Source organism: Plantibacter flavus (genome assembly GCF_002024505.1).
Lineage (GTDB): Bacteria > Actinomycetota > Actinomycetes > Actinomycetales > Microbacteriaceae > Plantibacter > Plantibacter flavus_A.
Genome location: NZ_CP019402.1, coordinates 1,109,888 through 1,128,044 on the forward strand (window position 1 = coordinate 1,109,888; position 18,157 = coordinate 1,128,044).

12 protein-coding genes are annotated in these 18,157 nt (G+C 68.7%); 11 read left to right on the forward strand and 1 reads right to left on the reverse strand.

Features of this window, described 5'->3' with window-relative positions; genetic code table 11:
• The first annotated feature begins 40 nt into the window (after positions 1 to 40).
• The 6 genes from BWO91_RS05190 (at position 41) to BWO91_RS05215 (ending at position 10,983) form a co-directional block, all read left to right on the forward strand.
• Positions 41 to 829, forward strand: coding sequence for a LamB/YcsF family protein (locus tag BWO91_RS05190; protein WP_079001668.1), 789 nt, complete (start codon positions 41 to 43; stop codon positions 827 to 829).
• Positions 823 to 1,518, forward strand: coding sequence for a 5-oxoprolinase subunit B family protein (locus BWO91_RS05195; RefSeq protein WP_240555695.1), 696 nt, complete (start codon positions 823 to 825; stop codon positions 1,516 to 1,518). The genes BWO91_RS05190 and BWO91_RS05195 overlap by 7 nt, the downstream gene beginning before the upstream one ends.
• Positions 1,515 to 2,384, forward strand: a complete 870-nt coding sequence (locus tag BWO91_RS05200; RefSeq protein ID WP_079001670.1) for a biotin-dependent carboxyltransferase family protein — start codon at positions 1,515 to 1,517, stop codon at positions 2,382 to 2,384. The genes BWO91_RS05195 and BWO91_RS05200 overlap by 4 nt, the downstream gene beginning before the upstream one ends.
• Positions 2,385 to 2,621: 237 nt before the next feature.
• Positions 2,622 to 6,113, forward strand: a complete 3,492-nt coding sequence (gene rpoB / locus BWO91_RS05205) for a DNA-directed RNA polymerase subunit beta (protein WP_079001671.1) — start codon at positions 2,622 to 2,624, stop codon at positions 6,111 to 6,113.
• 45 nt (positions 6,114 to 6,158) lie between these two features.
• Positions 6,159 to 10,040, forward strand: coding sequence for a DNA-directed RNA polymerase subunit beta' (locus BWO91_RS05210; protein WP_079001673.1), 3,882 nt, complete (start codon positions 6,159 to 6,161; stop codon positions 10,038 to 10,040).
• Between the two features lie 172 nt (positions 10,041 to 10,212).
• Positions 10,213 to 10,983 carry a hypothetical protein gene (locus BWO91_RS05215; protein WP_079001675.1) on the forward strand — a complete coding sequence of 257 codons (771 nt, stop codon included), beginning with the start codon at positions 10,213 to 10,215 and terminating at the stop codon, positions 10,981 to 10,983.
• Between the two features lie 96 nt (positions 10,984 to 11,079).
• Here the strand turns inward: BWO91_RS05215 and BWO91_RS05220 are convergent, their stop codons facing one another.
• Complete coding sequence (locus tag BWO91_RS05220) at positions 11,080 to 12,075, reverse strand: amidase domain-containing protein (protein WP_079001677.1); 996 nt, start codon at positions 12,073 to 12,075, stop codon at positions 11,080 to 11,082.
• A gap of 261 nt (positions 12,076 to 12,336) precedes the next feature.
• Between BWO91_RS05220 and BWO91_RS05225 the strand changes: the two genes are divergently transcribed.
• The 5 genes from BWO91_RS05225 (at position 12,337) to BWO91_RS05245 (ending at position 18,132) form a co-directional block, all read left to right on the forward strand.
• Positions 12,337 to 13,380, forward strand: coding sequence for a hypothetical protein (locus BWO91_RS05225; RefSeq protein ID WP_153303391.1), 1,044 nt, complete (start codon positions 12,337 to 12,339; stop codon positions 13,378 to 13,380).
• Between the two features lie 2 nt (positions 13,381 to 13,382).
• On the forward strand, positions 13,383 to 13,871 hold the full coding sequence (locus tag BWO91_RS05230; protein ID WP_079001681.1) for a DUF6121 family protein: 489 nt from the start codon (positions 13,383 to 13,385) through the stop codon (positions 13,869 to 13,871).
• A 128-nt stretch (positions 13,872 to 13,999) separates the two neighbouring features.
• Positions 14,000 to 15,325: a hypothetical protein gene (locus tag BWO91_RS05235; RefSeq protein ID WP_079001683.1), complete on the forward strand. Its 1,326-nt coding sequence runs from the start codon at positions 14,000 to 14,002 to the stop codon at positions 15,323 to 15,325.
• A gap of 132 nt (positions 15,326 to 15,457) precedes the next feature.
• Complete coding sequence (locus BWO91_RS05240; protein ID WP_139205334.1) at positions 15,458 to 15,736, forward strand: hypothetical protein; 279 nt, start codon at positions 15,458 to 15,460, stop codon at positions 15,734 to 15,736.
• A complete protein-coding gene (locus BWO91_RS05245; protein WP_079001685.1) occupies positions 15,736 to 18,132 on the forward strand; it encodes a hypothetical protein in 2,397 nt (798 codons plus the stop codon). Before BWO91_RS05240 ends, BWO91_RS05245 begins: the two co-directional genes overlap by 1 nt.
• The last annotated feature ends 25 nt before the right edge of the window (positions 18,133 to 18,157 follow it).

Sequence of the window (18,157 nt, forward strand, 5' to 3'; positions counted from 1 at the left end):
TTCCCGCAGGCGTGGGAGGCGGAGCGGAAGGGGTGCGGCCGTGGCGCAGGTGGACCTCAACAGCGACCTCGGCGAGGTCTGGCGCGGCGTGCCGACCGCCGACGACGACGCCATGTTCGCCCTCATCACGAGCGCGAACGTCGCCTGCGGCTTCCACGCCGGGGACGACGCGTCCATGCGCGACGCCGTCCGCCGCTCGACGGCCCACGGGGTGTCGTTGGGAGCCCACCCCTCCTACCGGGACGAGGCGGGCTTCGGGCGCCGCGACCAGGACGTACCCGCCGAGGTGCTCGAAGCGGAGGTCTTGGAGCAGCTCCGCGCCCTGCAGCGAGCGGTCGACGAGGTCGGCGAAGCCGACGGGACCGCCGTGGGGCTCGCCTACGTGAAGCCGCACGGCGCCCTCTACAACCGGATCGCGCACGACCGGGTCCAGGCGCGGGCGGTCGTCCGCGCGGTGGTCACGGCCTCCGAAGAGCTCGGGCGACCACTTCCCGTGCTCGGGATGCCCGGCTCCGTGATCGGACGCGAGACCCTCGCCGCCGGGCTCCGCTTCGTCGCTGAAGCCTTCGTCGACCGCGGCTACCGCTCCGACGGTTCGCTCGTCCCGCGTGATACCCCCGGGGCACTGGTCACCGATGAGACGGCCGCCGCCCGCCGCGCCGTCTCCCTCGTCCTCGACCGACGCATCACCAGTGTCGACGGTGCCGGCGTCGAACTCGACGCGGTCTCGCTCTGCGTGCACGGCGACACCCCGGGAGCCGTGTCGCTCGCCACGGCGGTCAGGACCGCCCTGCTGGACGCCGGCGTCGCACTGGTCGCGCCGTGGTGAACACGGACACCTCATCGGGACCCGTGCTCCGAGCGATGGGGGAGGAGGCCGTACTCCTCGAACTCGGATCGCTCGAGGACGTGCTGCTCGTGCACCGGGCGCTCGCCGCGTCGCGCCCGGCGGGGCTGGTCGACCTCGTCCCGGCCGCCCGGACCGTGCTCGCCGTGACGGACGCGCGGGGTCCGGCGCTCGCCGCGGTGGGGACCTGGTTGCTCGCGACCGCTGAACGGGCGCTCGCACCCGGCGCGGGAGGCTCGGCGGTCGCTGTCGAGGAGGAGCTGGCGCGGCCGGACGTCGTCATCCACGTCCGCTACGACGGACCGGACCTCCGCGAGACCGCGGAGCTGCTCGGCATGGAGGCAGCGGATCTCATCGCCTGGCACACCGCTCGCGCATGGACCGTCGCCTTCAGCGGCTTCGCGCCGGGATTTGCCTACCTCGTCCCGGAACGGGAGGACGAGATGATCGGCCGGCCACTCGAGATCCCGCGCCTGAGTGTGCCGCGGACGACCGTCCCCGCGGGTTCGGTGGCGCTCGCCGGAACGTTCAGCGGCGTCTATCCGCGTGCCTCCCCGGGCGGGTGGCGCATCATCGGGACGACCGACGCCGTCCTGTGGGAAGATGCAGCGGACCCGCCCGCCCTTCTCGTCCCCGGCGGCCGGGTGCGCTTCGTGCAGGTCGCCGCATGATGGGCGGGACGCTGCTCGTGGAGGCGGCGGGACCGGCGACCACCGTGCAGGACCTGGGTCGACCTGGGGCCGCGGCCCTCGGGGTCAGCCCGTCCGGCGCGCTCGACCGCGGCGCCCTGCGCCTCGCCAACCGTCTCGTCGGCAACCCGGAGGGCCGTGCGGCGCTCGAGGTCGTCCTGGGCCCGTTCGTGGCCGTCGCCGAGGTCGACCTCTGGATCGCCGTGACCGGTGCGTGGGGTCCGATCACCGTCGACGGCAGGCGGTCCGACGGGCACCGCGCCGTCCGCGTACAGGCCGGCTCCCGGCTCGAACTCGGCGCGGCGACCCACGGGCTCCGGTACGTCCTCGCCGTCCGCGGCGGCTTCGACGGCCCGCGGCTCCTCGGCTCGCGGTCGACGGACACCCTGGCCGGCCTCGGCCCGGCACCGGTCGTCGCCGGCGATCGACTCCCGGTCCTCCCCACCCCGCGCCGCCGCGTCCCTCCGCTCGACATCGCCCCGTGGACGCGGCCCGACGCCGGGGAGCGTCTCGTGCGGATCTCGCCGGGGCCCCGCCGGGACTGGTTCGACGACGCCTCCCTGCGGCGCCTCGTCGAGCAGCCGTGGACCATGACGGCCGACGCCGATCGCATCGGGATGCGCCTCGACGGGCCTCCGCTCGAGCGACTCGATCCCGGTCGGGAACTGCCGAGCGAGGGCATGGTCGCCGGGGCGGTCCAGGTGCCGCCGAGCGGTCTGCCGACGATCCTGTCGGCCGACCACCCGGTCACCGGCGGGTATCCGGTCGTCGCGGTCGTGCGTGCCGCGGACCGAGACCTCCTGGCGCAACTCCGGCCCGGTCAGCGTCTGCGGTTCAGCACGGGTTGACGGGAACACCGGGGTCGACGCGGCGGTTATACCGGAAAGTCGAAAACTCGTCAAGGAAAGAGTAGACACGCCGAAGATTCCGGCATATAGTTGTTCTTTGCGCTCCCAGAATCTCTATGCCTTCATATTGCGGTCGGCTGGTGTGCGGGTCCAACCCGCCACATGTTCTCTTTCTGGTGAGTAACTCCACTGACGACCAGTAACTCGGCCCCCAACAGGCCTCCGGAGGTTATCCCCTTGGCTGCTGCGCGCAACGCAACCACCAACTCACCCAAGAACGGCCGCGGAGCATCCCGCCTCTCGTTCGCGAAGATCACCGACACGCTCACGGTTCCAGACCTCCTGGCTCTGCAGACCGAGAGCTTCGACTGGCTGGTCGGCAACGACGTGTGGAAGGCACGCGTCGCAGAAGCCACCCAGGCCGGCCGACAGGACCTGCCCACGAAGAGCGGCCTCGACGAGATCTTCGAGGAGATCTCGCCCATCGAGGACCTCGGCGAGACGATGCAGCTCTCCTTCGCCAACCCGTACCTCGAGCCCGAGAAGTACTCCATCGACGAGTGCAAGGAGCGCGGCAAGACGTACGCGGCCCCGCTCTACGTCGAGGCCGAGTTCATGAACCACCTCACCGGTGAGATCAAGACGCAGACGGTCTTCATGGGCGACTTCCCGCTCATGACCGAGCGCGGTACCTTCATCATCAACGGCACCGAGCGTGTCGTCGTCTCGCAGCTCGTCCGCAGCCCGGGCGTGTACTTCGAGTCGGCTCAGGAGAAGACCTCCGACAAGGACATCTTCTCCGCTCGCGTCATCCCGAGCCGCGGTGCCTGGCTCGAGTTCGAGATCGACAAGCGCGACCAGGTCGGCGTCCGCATCGACCGCAAGCGCAAGCAGTCCGTCACCGTGTTCCTCAAGGCGCTCGGCATGACGAGCGAGGAGATCCTCGAGGAGTTCAAGGGCTACGAGTCGATCGAGCTCACCCTCGAGAAGGACACGATCCTCACCAAGGAGGACGCGCTCCGCGACATCTACCGCAAGCTCCGTCCGGGCGAGCAGGTCGCAGCCGAGGCCGCGCGTGCGCTCCTCGACAACTTCTACTTCAACTCGAAGCGCTACGACCTCGCGAAGGTCGGCCGGTACAAGATCAACAACAAGCTCGGTCTCGACAAGCCGCTCAGCGACTCCGTCCTGACGACCGACGACATCGTCGCCACGATCAAGTACCTCGTCGCCCTGCACCGCGGAACGGCCACCCTCCCGGGTGTCCGCAACGGCAAGCCCGTCGACCTCCGTCTCGACACGGACGACATCGACAACTTCGGCAACCGTCGCATCCGCGCCGTCGGCGAGCTCATCCAGAACCAGGTCCGCACCGGTCTGTCCCGCATGGAGCGCGTCGTCCGCGAGCGCATGACCACGCAGGACATCGAGGCCATCACGCCGCAGACCCTGATCAACGTGCGCCCCGTCGTCGCCGCGATCAAGGAGTTCTTCGGAACCTCGCAGCTGTCGCAGTTCATGGACCAGAACAACCCGCTCGCGGGTCTGACCCACAAGCGTCGCCTCTCGGCGCTCGGCCCCGGTGGTCTGTCGCGTGAGCGTGCAGGCGTCGAGGTGCGAGACGTCCACCCGTCGCACTACGGCCGCATGTGCCCGATCGAGACCCCGGAAGGCCCGAACATCGGCCTCATCGGTTCGCTCGCATCGTTCGCGCGGATCAACTCGTTCGGTTTCATCGAGACCCCGTACCGTCGCGTCGTCGACGGCCGGGTCACCGAGGACATCGACTACCTGACCGCGATGGAAGAGGACAACTACATCGTCGCGCAGGCCAACGCTCCGCTGAAGAGCGACGGCCACTTCCAGGAGGACCGCGTCCTCGCCCGGAAGAAGGGCGGCGAGGTCGACCTCATCCCGTCCGAGGAGATCGGCTACATGGACGTCTCCCCGCGCCAGATGGTGTCGGTCGCGACCTCCCTCATCCCGTTCCTCGAGCACGACGACGCGAACCGCGCACTCATGGGTGCCAACATGCAGCGTCAGGCCGTCCCGCTCCTCATGTCGGACTCGCCGCTCGTCGGTACCGGTATGGAGGGCTACGCAGCCATCGACGCGGGTGACGTCGTCACCGCCGACAAGGCCGGCGTCGTCCAGGAGGTGTCGGCCGAGTCCGTCACCGTCCAGCTCGACGAGGGTGGCACGCAGACCTACTACCTGCGCAAGTTCGACCGCTCCAACCAGGGCACGAGCTACAACAACCGCGTCATCGTCTCCGAGGGTGCACGCATCGAGGCCGGCGAGGTCATCGCCGACGGCCCCGCCACGGAGAACGGCGAGCTCGCGCTCGGCAAGAACCTCCTCGTCGCCTTCATGACGTGGGAGGGTCACAACTTCGAGGACGCGATCATCCTCAGCCAGAACCTGGTGAAGGACGACGTCCTCTCCTCGATCCACATCGAGGAGTACGAGGTCGACGCCCGCGACACCAAGCTCGGCAAGGAGGAGATCACCCGTGATCTCCCGAACGTCAGCCCGGAGCTGCTGAAGGACCTCGACGAGCGCGGCATCATCCGCATCGGTGCCGAGGTCCGCCCCGGCGACATCCTCGTCGGCAAGGTCACGCCGAAGGGTGAGACCGAGCTCTCCGCCGAGGAGCGCCTGCTCCGCGCCATCTTCAACGAGAAGAGCCGCGAAGTCCGCGACACCTCGCTGAAGGTCCCCCACGGTGAAGCCGGCACGATCATCGCCGTCAAGGTGTTCGACGCACAGGACGGCGACGACGAGCTCGGCTCGGGCGTCAACCAGCGTGTGGTCGTCTACATCGCCCAGAAGCGCAAGATCACCGAGGGCGACAAGCTCGCCGGCCGTCACGGCAACAAGGGTGTCATCGCGAAGATCCTGCCCGTCGAGGACATGCCGTTCCTCGAGGACGGCACGCCGGTCGACGTCATCCTCAACCCGCTCGGCATCCCCGGTCGAATGAACTTCGGTCAGGTCCTCGAGATCCACCTGGGGTGGATCGCGAAGCAGGGCTGGAACGTCGAGGGCAAGCCCAGCTGGGCCAAGAAGCTCCCGGCTGCCGCGCACTCGGCCGAGCCGAACACCAAGGTCGCGACCCCGGTGTTCGACGGCGCCTCCGAGGAGGAGATCGCCGGTCTGCTCGACTCGACCAACGTCACCCGCGACGGCGACCGCCTCATCGGTTCCTCCGGAAAGGCGCGTCTGTTCGACGGCCGCTCCGGTGAGCCGTTCCCGGCACCGGTCTCGGTCGGCTACATGTACATCCTCAAGCTGCACCACCTCGTGGACGACAAGATCCACGCGCGTTCGACGGGTCCGTACTCGATGATCACGCAGCAGCCGCTCGGTGGTAAGGCTCAGTTCGGTGGACAGCGCTTCGGTGAGATGGAGGTCTGGGCCCTCGAGGCCTATGGAGCCGCGTACGCGCTCCAGGAGCTCCTGACCATCAAGTCCGACGACATCCTCGGCCGCGTCAAGGTGTACGAGGCCATCGTCAAGGGCGAGAACATCCAGGAGCCGGGTATCCCCGAGAGCTTCAAGGTGCTCATCAAGGAGATGCAGTCGCTGTGCTTGAACGTCGAGGTCCTCTCGGCCGACGGCACCGCGGTGAGCCTGCGCGACACCGACGACGACGCGTTCCGCGCCGCCGAGGAGCTCGGGATCAACATTTCCTCCAGGTTCGAGTCGTCGTCCATCGACGAGATCTAAGCCTGACCACTGTAGAGACTGACGAAACCTTTCATAGGAGATACATTGCTCGACGTCACAACTTTTGACGAGCTTCGCATTGGTCTGGCCACCGCAGACGACATCCGTGCCTGGTCGCACGGAGAGGTCAAGAAGCCCGAGACCATCAACTACCGCACCCTCAAGCCCGAGAAGGACGGTCTGTTCGGTGAGCAGATCTTCGGTCCTTCCCGCGACTGGGAGTGCGCCTGCGGCAAGTACAAGCGGGTCCGCTTCAAGGGCATCGTGTGCGAGCGCTGCGGTGTCGAGGTCACGAAGTCGTCGGTGCGCCGTGAGCGCATGGGCCACATCGAACTCGCCGCCCCGGTCACGCACATCTGGTACTTCAAGGGTGTCCCCTCGCGCCTCGGCTACCTGCTGGACATGGCGCCCAAGGACCTCGAGAAGGTCATCTACTTCGCGGCCTACATGGTCATCGATGTGGACGAGGACGCACGTCACCAGGACATGCCCGGCCTTGAGAACGAGCTCCGTCTCGAGATCAAGACGCTCGGCGACCAGCGCGACTCGCGCATCGCAGACCGCCTGAAGAAGCTCGAGGACGACCTCGTCGCCCTCGAGGAGGAAGGCGCCAAGAGCGAGCAGAAGCGTCGCACCAAGGACGCCGCCGAGAAGGAGATGAGCCAGACCCGTAAGTCCTACGACGAGCAGATCGCTCACCTCGAGCGCGTCTGGGAGGACTTCCGCAACCTCAAGGTCGGCGACCTCAAGCCCGAGGACTCCGTGTTCCACGAGCTGCAGGACCGCTTCGGCCTGTACTTCGAGGCCTACATGGGTGCCGAGGCGGTCAAGAAGCGCCTGCTGTCCTTCGACCTCGCGGCCGAGTCCGAGCTGCTCCACCACCAGATCGCGGAGGGCAAGGGTCAGAAGAAGATCCGCGCCATCAAGCGTCTGCGCGTGGTCAACTCGTTCCTCATCACCGGTAACTCGCCGGCGGCGATGGTCCTCGACGTGGTCCCGGTCATCCCGCCGGAGCTCCGCCCGATGGTGCAGCTCGACGGTGGCCGCTTCGCGACCTCCGACCTCAACGACCTCTACCGTCGTGTGATCAACCGCAACAACCGTCTGCGTCGTCTGCTCGACCTCGGGGCTCCCGAGATCATCGTCAACAACGAGAAGCGGATGCTGCAGGAGGCCGTGGACGCACTGTTCGACAACGGTCGTCGTGGTCGCCCCGTCACCGGTACCGGCAACCGTGCCCTGAAGTCCCTCAGCGACATGCTGAAGGGGAAGCAGGGTCGATTCCGCCAGAACCTGCTCGGCAAGCGCGTCGACTACTCGGGCCGTTCGGTCATCATCGTCGGCCCGCAGCTGAAGCTGCACCAGTGTGGTCTGCCCAAGCAGATGGCGCTGGAGCTCTTCAAGCCGTTCGTCATCAAGCGCCTGATCGACCTGAGCCACGCTCAGAACATCAAGGCCGCGAAGCGCATGGTCGAGCGCAGCCGCCCCGAGGTCTGGGACGTGCTGGAGGAGATCATCCGCGAGCGTCCCGTGCTGCTGAACCGTGCGCCAACGCTGCACCGTCTCGGCATCCAGGCGTTCGAGCCTCAGCTCGTCGAGGGCAAGGCCATCCAGCTGCACCCGCTCGTCTGCGCCGCGTTCAACGCGGACTTCGACGGCGACCAGATGGCTGTCCACCTCCCGCTCTCCGTCGAGGCCCAGGCCGAGGCGCGCATCCTGATGCTCGCGTCGAACAACATCCTGAAGCCGTCCGACGGCCGTCCGGTCACCCTGCCCACGCAGGACATGATCATCGGTCTCCACCACCTGACCACCCTCAAGGAGGGTGTCGAGGGTGAGGGCCGTGCATTCTCGTCCGTCGCCGAGGCCATCCTCGCGAAGGACCAGGGCTCGCTCGACCTCAACGCCAAGGTGCGCATCCGTCTGACCGACGTGACGTTCGCCGAGGGCACGGGCCCTGAGGGCTACGAGGGCTCGGGTGTCGCACTCGTCGAGACGACCCTCGGTCGCGCACTCTTCAACGAGGCGCTGCCGGCGGACTACCCCTACGTGGAAGACGTGGCGGACAAGGGCAAGCTGTCCTCGATCGTCAACGACCTCGCGGAGCGGTACCCGAAGACGGTCGTCGCGGCCACGCTCGACAACATCAAGGACGCCGGTTTCCACTGGGCGACGCGTTCCGGTGTGACCGTTGCGCTCAGCGACGTCCTGACCCCGCCGAACAAGCGCGAGATCGTGCAGGGCTACGAGAAGCAGGCCGCCAAGGTCCAGAGCCAGTTCGACAAGGGTCTGACCACGGATGCCGAGCGTCGTCAGGAGCTCATCAAGATCTGGACGGAGGCCACCGAGAAGGTCGCCGAGGCCATGCGCGCGAACTTCCCGGCGGACAACACCATCAACCGCATGGTGTCGTCGGGTGCTCGTGGTAACTGGCTGCAGATCCGCAACATCGCGGGTATGCGAGGCCTGGTGAACAACCCGAAGGGTGAGATCATCCCTCGCCCGATCATCTCCTCCTACCGTGAGGGCCTGTCGGTCGCGGAGTACTTCATCGCGACCCACGGTGCTCGTAAGGGTCTGGCCGACACGGCGCTCCGTACCGCCGACTCGGGATACCTCACGCGTCGTCTCGTCGACGTCTCGCAGGATGTCATCATCCGCGAAGACGACTGCGGCACGACCAAGGGTCTCGAGCTCGCGATCGCGAACGTCGACAGCTCCGGTGAGCTCGTGCGCGACCCGAACGTGGAGAACTCCGTGTTCGCCCGTTCGCTGGCCGCTGCTGCGGTCAATCCGAAGGGTGAGGTCGTCGCCGAGGCCGGCGAGGACGTCGGTGACGTGCTCATCGACAAGCTCGTCTCCGCGGGTGTCGAGAACATCAAGGTGCGCTCGGTCCTGACCTGCGAGTCGACCGTCGGTGTGTGTGCAGCCTGCTACGGCCGCTCGCTCGCCACGGGCAAGCTCGTCGACATCGGCGAGGCCGTCGGCATCATCGCGGCCCAGTCGATCGGTGAGCCCGGTACCCAGCTGACGATGCGTACCTTCCACACGGGTGGTTCGGCATCGGCGGACGACATCACGCAGGGTCTGCCTCGCGTGCAGGAGCTGTTCGAGGCTCGTACCCCCAAGGGTGCGACCCCGATCGCCGAGGCCGCCGGTCGCATCACGATCGACGAGAACGACAAGGCTCGTAAGGTCATCCTGACGCCCGACAACGGCGACGAGCCGGTCGTCTACCCGGTGCTGAAGCGCGCGGTCCTCCTCGTCGAGGACGGACAGCACGTCGAGCTCGGTCAGAAGATCCACGTCGGTGCGGTCGACCCCAAGGAGGTTCTGCGCGTGCAGGGCGTCCGCGAGGTCCAGAAGCACCTCGTCGGTGGCGTCCAGGGCGTGTACCGCTCGCAGGGTGTCCCGATCCACGACAAGCACATCGAGGTCATCGTGCGCCAGATGCTGCGGAAGGTGACCGTGGTCGACCACGGCGACACCGACCTGCTGCCCGGCGAGCTCGTCGACCGCCTGCGCTATGCCGAGCTCAACCGCTCGGCCGTGTCGGAGGGTCGTCGCACCGCATCGGCTCGCCAGGAGGTCATGGGTATCACCAAGGCGTCCCTCGCGACCGAGTCGTGGCTGTCGGCCGCTTCCTTCCAGGAGACCACGCGTGTCCTCACGCAGGCCGCGATGGAAGGCAAGAGCGACCCGCTGGTCGGCCTCAAGGAGAACGTCATCATCGGTAAGCTCATCCCGGCCGGTACCGGCCTGGCGCGCTACCGCAACGTGACGGTCGAGGCCACCGAGGAGGCGAAGGCGGAGCGTTACCCGAACCGCATCTTCGGTGAGGACGGCGCGTTCAACGAGTCCGACCTGAGCTTCGTCGACTTCGACAGCTTCAGCTCCGACGACTTCACCCCGGGTAACTACAACTAGGGCTGAACGACTCACCCGGAGGGCCCGTCCCGATCGTTTCTCGATCGGGACGGGCCCTCCGTCGTTCGTTCGCCCATTCCTGGGCGAACAAGCGCTCGTTCGCCCAGGAATGGGCGAACGAATCGAGTACCGGTGAGTTGTGTGGCGGGTCTCCGCACGACATGCTGGTCCGATGAGTGATCAGCCCGAGCAGCCCACCGGCCAGTTCCAGCCGCTCGAGCCGGACGCGACTCCGGCGCAGCCAGACGTCCGCTACGGTGCTCCGGCACCCCGGCGGAAGCGCAATCGCGTGGTCATCGGTTTGAGCGTGCTCGCCGGTGTGCTGGCGATCGCGCTCGTCGTGGTCATCGGGCTCCTGGTCGTCGGCCCGGGCGGTACCCCTGCCGCCGACTCGACCCGTACACCGAGTGCGACGGCGACCGCCGGCTCCTCTCCTGCTCCGACCGCGACGGACGCCGCCGAGACGCCCGCGGCGCCGGTGCGTCCGACCGAGTGCACGCAACTCTTCCCGGCCGGCTACATCGACTCACTGACCTCGGACGGCTTCCTCGCGCTGAATCCGGAGTGGTCACTGCCGGAACTCGCCACCGACTTCTTCGGTTCGAACGACAGCGCACTCGTGGCCGTGATCTCCTCGAACACCGACCGTCTGAACTGTGCCCTGGTGAAGGCGAGCGGTGGCGGCGACGTCGGCATCACCACCAACGTCCTCTCCATCGACGCTGCGACCCAGGCGTCGGTGGTCGCGCGCATGAACGAGGCCGGTTTCACCTGTTCCGAGGAGACCGGAGGCACGATGTGCTTCACCGAGGTCTCGGAGGACGCCGGGACGTACGGCGAACGTCACTTCGTGCGGGACGGCACGTGGATCGCCACGAGATGGTCGAACACGACCATCAGCGGCTGGACACAGGCGATCGTCTCGACGCTCTTCCCCGCCTGACGGCCGGGCGACCGTTCTCAGGAAGTGCACGGCGCGCCGCGCAACCACGGGCTGGAAACGCCGCCGGACTCCTGAGAAAGGGTCGGAGAACGGTGGCTAGGCGATGCTCCAGTAGTACACGGAGGCGCCGGGGTGGATGACGGTGATCGCCTCGTCCACGGTGCGGTAGTCGGTGTCGTCGGTGTGTCCCGCGTAGTACACCTGGGTGCCGGCGTCGGTGGTCTCGACCTTCGACACGATGCCCGTGTGGTCGCGGTCCCCGCTGTTGTCCCAGTCGAACTGCACGATGTCACCGACCTTGACCTGGTCGCGCTGCGTGTCGTCGAGAGCGGTGGCGAGGTCGGGGTGCTCCTCGACGTAGTTCATGAAGAACGTCGAGCTGACCCAGGCCTTCGAGAAGTCGAAGTCGTCACCGGTCCCCTCGGCCCACCAGTCCTCGTCCATCGTCCACCCGCGTTCCAGCAGACTCTGGCTGGCGAAGTTCGCGCAGTCGGTGTCGACCAGGGAGCCGTATTCAGCCAGGTTGTAGTCGTTCCAGTGCGTGAACACGTAGGCCATCTGCGCGTCGACGGGGCTCGTGATGTCGTAGCTGTAGCTCAGCGCATCACCGTCGACCCGGAGCTCGTCCGCGTAGACGGCGATGCCGACGTCGGCGGGGGAGAAGCGGGTGGCTGCCGGCACGGCGACGGTCACCTCGGTGCTCGTCGCCGACAGGATCCGGGCTTCCTCCTCGCCGAACACGACGCGGGTCACGCCGTCCACGTCGACACCGCTCACGGTCAGGGTGCTCCCGCCTGCGACGGATCCGGTCGTGGCGGAGATCGCGGTGACCGCCGTGGCGTTGACCGTGGAGGCCGGGACCGTGGACGTCGTCCCGCCCAGAGCCTGCGCGGCCGGCTCGGATCCGGTCGCGTCGGAGTGCTGCAGCGCGATCGGGGTGATCACCGCGGTGGCGAGGAGGAGGACGGCTCCGGCAGCGGTGCCGGCGACCACGCGTCGCGCGCGCAGGGGGAGGGCGCGGTAGCGGGAGGAGAGCCGCCTGAAGGGGGAGCGGGAATCGACGTGACGGTCGTGGGGGAGTTGCTCGGGCATGGGGCCTTTCCGGGGGATACGCCGTGGGGGATCGGCGTCGCGGGATCGGCAGTGATCCGACAGATGGCTGTTCGAGCTCCCACCCAACCGCACGGAGCTGAGGGGACCGTTTCCTCCGGATATGAATCGGACCTGAATCGGGTCGACAGGAGTGAGCGAGTCCCGGCGAGGTTGCCGGGCATCCGCGTCCCGGCTTGCTACCGTGGCGAGCGGAGCGCCGTGAGGGCGCTCCTGAACTGGCTTCCGCCGAAGGAGTACGCGATGAGCACCCAGAACCCCGAGCCCGGATCGCCCACCGACCCGAGCACTCCGGCGGCTGCCCAGACCGCGTCTGGCTCCGCGCGTCCCACGACCGCGGCCGAACAGCCCGCGGCCGAACAGCCCGCGGCCGAGCGGCCCGTGGCCGAGCGGGACATCCTCTCCGAGGACACCGTGCAGCAGGACACCATCACCACGGCGGACGGCGTCGGGGCGGACCCGGTCGTCGACGACCGCCGGGTCGCAGACCGCGCAGACACCGCCTCGGACGCCGGGGTGCGCGAGACGCGTCCCTACCAGCCGCACACGCCGCAGCGTGCGTACTCGAACATCGACTTTGACGACGACGACGCCGCCGGTACCCCGACCTCGACCACCCGGCAGGCCGACACCGGTGCCCACCCGTACCCCGCCGCCGCATACGAGCCGGTCGCCCGCTCCGGCGCGACCGCGACCGCCGCCGCCGCGGAGACCGAGCAGCAGCAGGCCTTCCCGCTGTACGTCCAGGCGCCGTCCGAGCCGGAGGTCCGCGGCAACCGCGGCTTCGGCATCCTCATCGGTCTCCTCGGTACCATCATCTTCGCCGGCCTCTACGCGGCCGCTGTCGCGGGCCTTCAGCTGGTGCTGGAAGGCGACGGCACGTTCGTCGAGAACCTCATCCAGATCGCCACCAGCTGGCCGTTCCTCATGGCCGCCGCAGGCTTCTTCCTGGCCTGGGTCGTCACCGCGACCATAGTGAACCGTTCCGGCTGGGTGCACTGGGTGCTCGGCGGCTTCATCATCGGCCTGGTCGTCTTCCTCGCGTGGGTCGGCGGGTTCCTGATCCAGGAGCGCGCGTGGACGCTCAGCATCGACGAGATCCTCGCCGAGGTCACCGGTGTCGCCTTCACCTTCGGGCCGGTCCTCGCCTTCGTCGTCGCCCGTGAGATCCCCGTCTGGCTCGGTGGTTGGATCGCGGCACGCGGACGCAAGGTGCGCGAGGCGAACCTCGAGGCCCGCGCCGAGTACGAGCGCGTCCTCGAAGCCGGACCGACGACCGCCCGCTGAGCATGACCGGTGACGCGGACGGAGCACGTGGCCCCTGGTGGGTCGCCCCGTTCGCAGCGGTCACCTACGTGGCGCTCGTCGTCTGCGCCTTCGGGTTCATCAGCCTGCTGGCGGACCTCGACGTCGTGACCGACCGGGACGCCGGCCCGCTGACCGGTCCGCTCATGGTCGTGGTCGCCACGATCGTGGTCCTCTGGGCGATCATCCGTGAGACGCGCCGCACACCGCTGCGCGTCTCGGTCGGCTCCGCGGTCCTCGCGGGGCTCCTCGCCTGGCTCGCCTACGGGGTGAGCGGCGGCGTGTTCGACGCGATCGCCAGCCGGGACGGAGCGGACGCCGCCGCCTTCGCGGTGACGACGCTGACCGGACCGTTCTCGGTCACCGTGGGTGTGCTCGCGCTCGTCATCGTCCTCGCGGCCGCCGCTGTCGCGACGTCGTCGACCGGGCGGCGCCCGACCCCGCGCTGGCCCTGGGAGCACGACGCGCGGTGAGCCGATGCGACGTCCACCCGGGGCCGCTCGCGAGGTGCGCCGCCCGTCCCTCCCCACGAGGGCGACGGCGTAGGCGATAATCGATCCGTTGCCGTCGTCGGCCGACGGCGCTTGGGGAGGAACCACCGATGAGATCACCCGACCTGACCGACACCGGTCTGGATCTCGACCTCGCGGGGACCGCCGACGACGTCGTCGCCCTTGTCCAACGTGCGGTCGCCGCCTCCGGTGAGGATGCTCAGCAGACCAGGCACTACGTCGCGATCGACGGTGGGACGAGCGCGGACATCCGGTTGCGGGTCGTCTCGGTCGACGACCCCGCGCCACTGCTCGCGTTCGCGATCACGACCGCCCCGTCCGCGCGCGGTACGGCGGCGGCGACCTTCATCATGCAGCACGGCGTCCAGAAGCGCCGGCGTCAGCGCTCGTTGCTCGGACAGGAGCCGTTCCTGAGCTTCCTGCGCGCGCTCGCCGAGCTGGTCTCGGAGTCCGATCCCGGCGCGTCCGCCACCCTGCGCGTGCACGGCACGCGCACCGAGCTCGCTCCGCGTCCGGCGGAAGCACCGACCAGCGCAGACGCTGGGCCTGCGGCGACACTCGCGAACATGCCCGTCATGGGCGGAGCGGTCTCCGCGGGCTGGTCTCAGACGGTGACCGACGCGTCGACCCCGTCCCCTGCCACGGCTCCCGACGTCGCGATCCCGAGGGATGCCGATCCGGCGCCGGCCTCCGACACACCGGCAGCCGAGCCTCCGGCCCCCGAACCCGCCGTTCCCGAGGCACCGGTGATCGGGGTCCCGACTCCCGCCACAGGGGCTCCCGAACCACAGTCGACCCCGTCGAGTTCCGCGCCCGTGCCGTCGCCGGTCGTCGTCGAGCCACCGACTCCTGCAGCACCGCTCCGTGAGCCGCAGGCAGCGCCCGCCCAGACGCGCGCGCCGGCCGCGTCGACGTCCTCCGTCCCGCCCGAGCTGCAGATCACCGTTCCCCCGGGTCTGATCGCCGGCGCTCCGATCGCACCGGAAGCGACCGACGCGCCCGCCGGTGCCTCGGCGCGCGCCACCGAGCAGGCGCCGGCCCATGCCGACCTCGGCGCGACGGTCGTCTCCGCATCGCTGCGAGCGGGGGACTTCGCGCTCGAGCTGCCCGACGGCGAGCGCATCCCGCTCCACGGGCCGATCCTGCTCGGACGCAACCCTGCGGCGCGGCCGGAACAGCCTGATGCCGAGCTGCGCTCGCTCGTCGACCCGCGCATGTCCGTCTCGAAGACGCACACGGTCGTCGTACCCGGACGACGGTCGCTCCGCGTGACGGACCTGCACTCCACGAACGGCACGACGATCACGGACGCGTCCGGCGCGGTCACCGTCTGCCAGCCGGGCGAGGCCTACGTCGCGGAAGCCGGGTCGACCATCGGGATCGGCGAGTTCCCGATCCGCGTCGTCGTCGGCTGACGGGCCTCCGGGGCATGGGGAGTGCTCCCCATCGTCGTCACCCGCGCTCTCGGTTACGCTGAACGACGTACCCGCTGAGGAGCCATCGGCGGGCGGCGCAGGTCCACTGCGCCGGTGTCACGAAGGGGAATGATGAGCGAGCAACCACTCGTCGTCGACGGGGACCAGATCCTGGCCGTCGCCGCACCATTGACACCCAGCGGGTCCGGCCTGCCGCAGAACGTACCGCTCGACTTCTCCGGCAGCTGCAGCAGCACGGTGACCGCCGCGGCGGAGAGCTTCGCGATGTACATCTCCGTGCACGTGGCCCTCGCCGGCGGAGCGATGGTCGAGGCCGGTCGCGCGGCGAGCGACATCGTGACCGCCTGGGAGCAGACCGACGCACAGCTGAACCCGGGAGGAGAGGGCTGATGGCCAACTGGACTGCTGACGATCCGGGGCGGATCGACTCTGGCGCGCTCGGCACCACTGCGACGACCATCCAGACGACCGAGACGAGTCTGACCGAGGCACGCACGGTCGCGGTCACCGCTCAGGGTGGCATCTCAGACGCCATCTGGAGCGGCGACGCCGCGACCGCCTGGGTGTCCTCCCTCTCGACCCCCATCGGCAAGATCGACGCGATCACCCCGGCGATGGCTGCGGTGCGCGACGCGATCGCCACGTACACGACCACGGTCGACGACATCAAGACCCGTGCGACGAGCTACACCGAGATGATCTTCCAGGCCAACATCTCCGCCAACCAGACCTATCTCGACCCGATGGGTGGGCCGACGCCCGAGCAGCAGATGCAGCGCGACCAGGTCCACCAGGCGGCCGTCGCCGATCGGCAGAGCGCGCAGCGCCTCCTCGACGCCCTGTCGGAAGAGCGCCAGGCCGCCGACGATGCGCTCGCGTCGGCGCTGTCTTCACCGGGTGGTGACAACTGGGACCGGCAGCAGGCCGCCCTCGCGGCCATCGGCATCACCTCCGCATCCGACCTCACCCCGTCCGCCGTCGCCCGCGGCATGGCGGAGATGGCGGCCGAACTCGGGAACGGCACGTTCGAGACCGATCTCGCGGCACAGCTGCAGTCGCTGTACGCGCTCTACGGCAACGACCCGTCCGTCATGGCGCAGATGAATCTGGCGCTCGGCGGCGAGGACCTCATCTCGCTCATCAGCCGGATCGACGACGCCGGTGCGAACGGATGGATGACCCCGGCAGCGGCGCTGCTCCTTGCACAGTCCGTCCGCGGTGGTCTGTCCGTCGGATCCCAGCGTTGGACTGACGCGGTCGGCCAGAACTTCGCGCAGGAGCTCTACGACGGTTCCGCGTCCGTTCATGGCACGGAGAGCTGGACGAGCCTCGCGTTCCTGTTCGGCGACGAACAGGACAACCCGATCGGAGAGACGACGACGGTCGGTCTCGCGAACATCGCCGACGAGATGGAGCGCGGTCTGCCCGGCGCGCACGAGGGCATGTACGGACCCGCACAGGGCGTCATGGGCCCCGGCGGCTTCCTCAGCCTCGCCGAGGCGGAGCAGGCCGGCTACGACGTCAACCGCCTGGGCGACTGGACCTCGCGGGTCTTCAGCACGCTGGGTGAGTACCCCGAGGCCGCCATGGACTGGCTGACCTCGACGGAGCAGGACCCGTACCGCGACGCGCCGCTGTACCCGGACGAGCCCTACGGCTCCGACGACCTCGGGGCGAACCGCCTGGAGTACTGGTACGGGCGTCGCGATTCGAGCCTCGACGGGTTCGAGGGCGTCCTCGCCCTCTGGGAGGGCGCACAGTCCATTCCGGGCGGTCCGGCGGACGGAAACGCCTACATCCCGGAGGCCTGGGATCAGGCGTCGACGCTGAGTCATGACGTCATCGCCCGGCTCATCGGCGAGCCTCGTGCGACCGAGGATGCCGCCGGCTACGTCGCCGGCAACCCACACTTCGTCAGCGAGAACCTCAGCGAGCTGGGGAGCATCAAACTGGTCGAAGCGCTCGCCCCGCAGATGCCCGGACTCGTCGAGTACCCGATGGTGGGAGGCCAGAACCCTGATGGTGTCACCGATCCGACGACGTCGATCAACCCGTTCGGCATCGAGGGCGACCCGCGGGTGTATGCCAACCTCTCACCCGAGGCCCTCGCTCGGATCCTCGGACTGGCCGGGAGCAACGGCGGCGGTGCCGAGGCGCTGCAGGCCGTCGTCAACGATTACCAGAACACCGTGCTCGGCGCCGCGGAGCTCGGTCTCTACAACCCGGTGGACGCCGCCACCCGGGTGTCGACGTTGCAGGCCGTGCTCGACGGCAGCACTGCCGGAGTCGACCTCGGTGAAGCCACCCGCCACGACGAGGCCGTCCAATCGGCCATCGGTGTCGTCGAGACCGGTGTCGGCATGTTGCCGATCCCGGGGCTCGACAAGCTCGTGGGGACGCTCGGTGACGCGATCGCCGAGAAGATCGCCAGCGAGGGTATCGGGTACATCCGTGGCCAGTTGACGGATGCCGCGACTGGTGCGGCGGGCGATGCCTGGGCGGGCTCGCACGACGATCTGCTCACACAGCTCGAAGACGGCGGCGATGCACGTTTCCGCGCGACCCAGATCGGGGTAGCCCAGACGCTCATGGAACTCTCGCCGCCGGACGGGCTCGTCCCTCCGACGACGGACGACGCAGAGGTCTGGTGGGACTGGGTGCAGGACAACCGGGAAGCGCTCGACGACATCATCGACCCCGCCTCCGGAAGCACCCGCACCCTGGCCTCCATCGCCACCAACGCGTCGAACGCGTTCGACGCGTACCAGGCGGATGCGGAGGGTTGATGCGCGGGTGATCGGTGCGGTCACC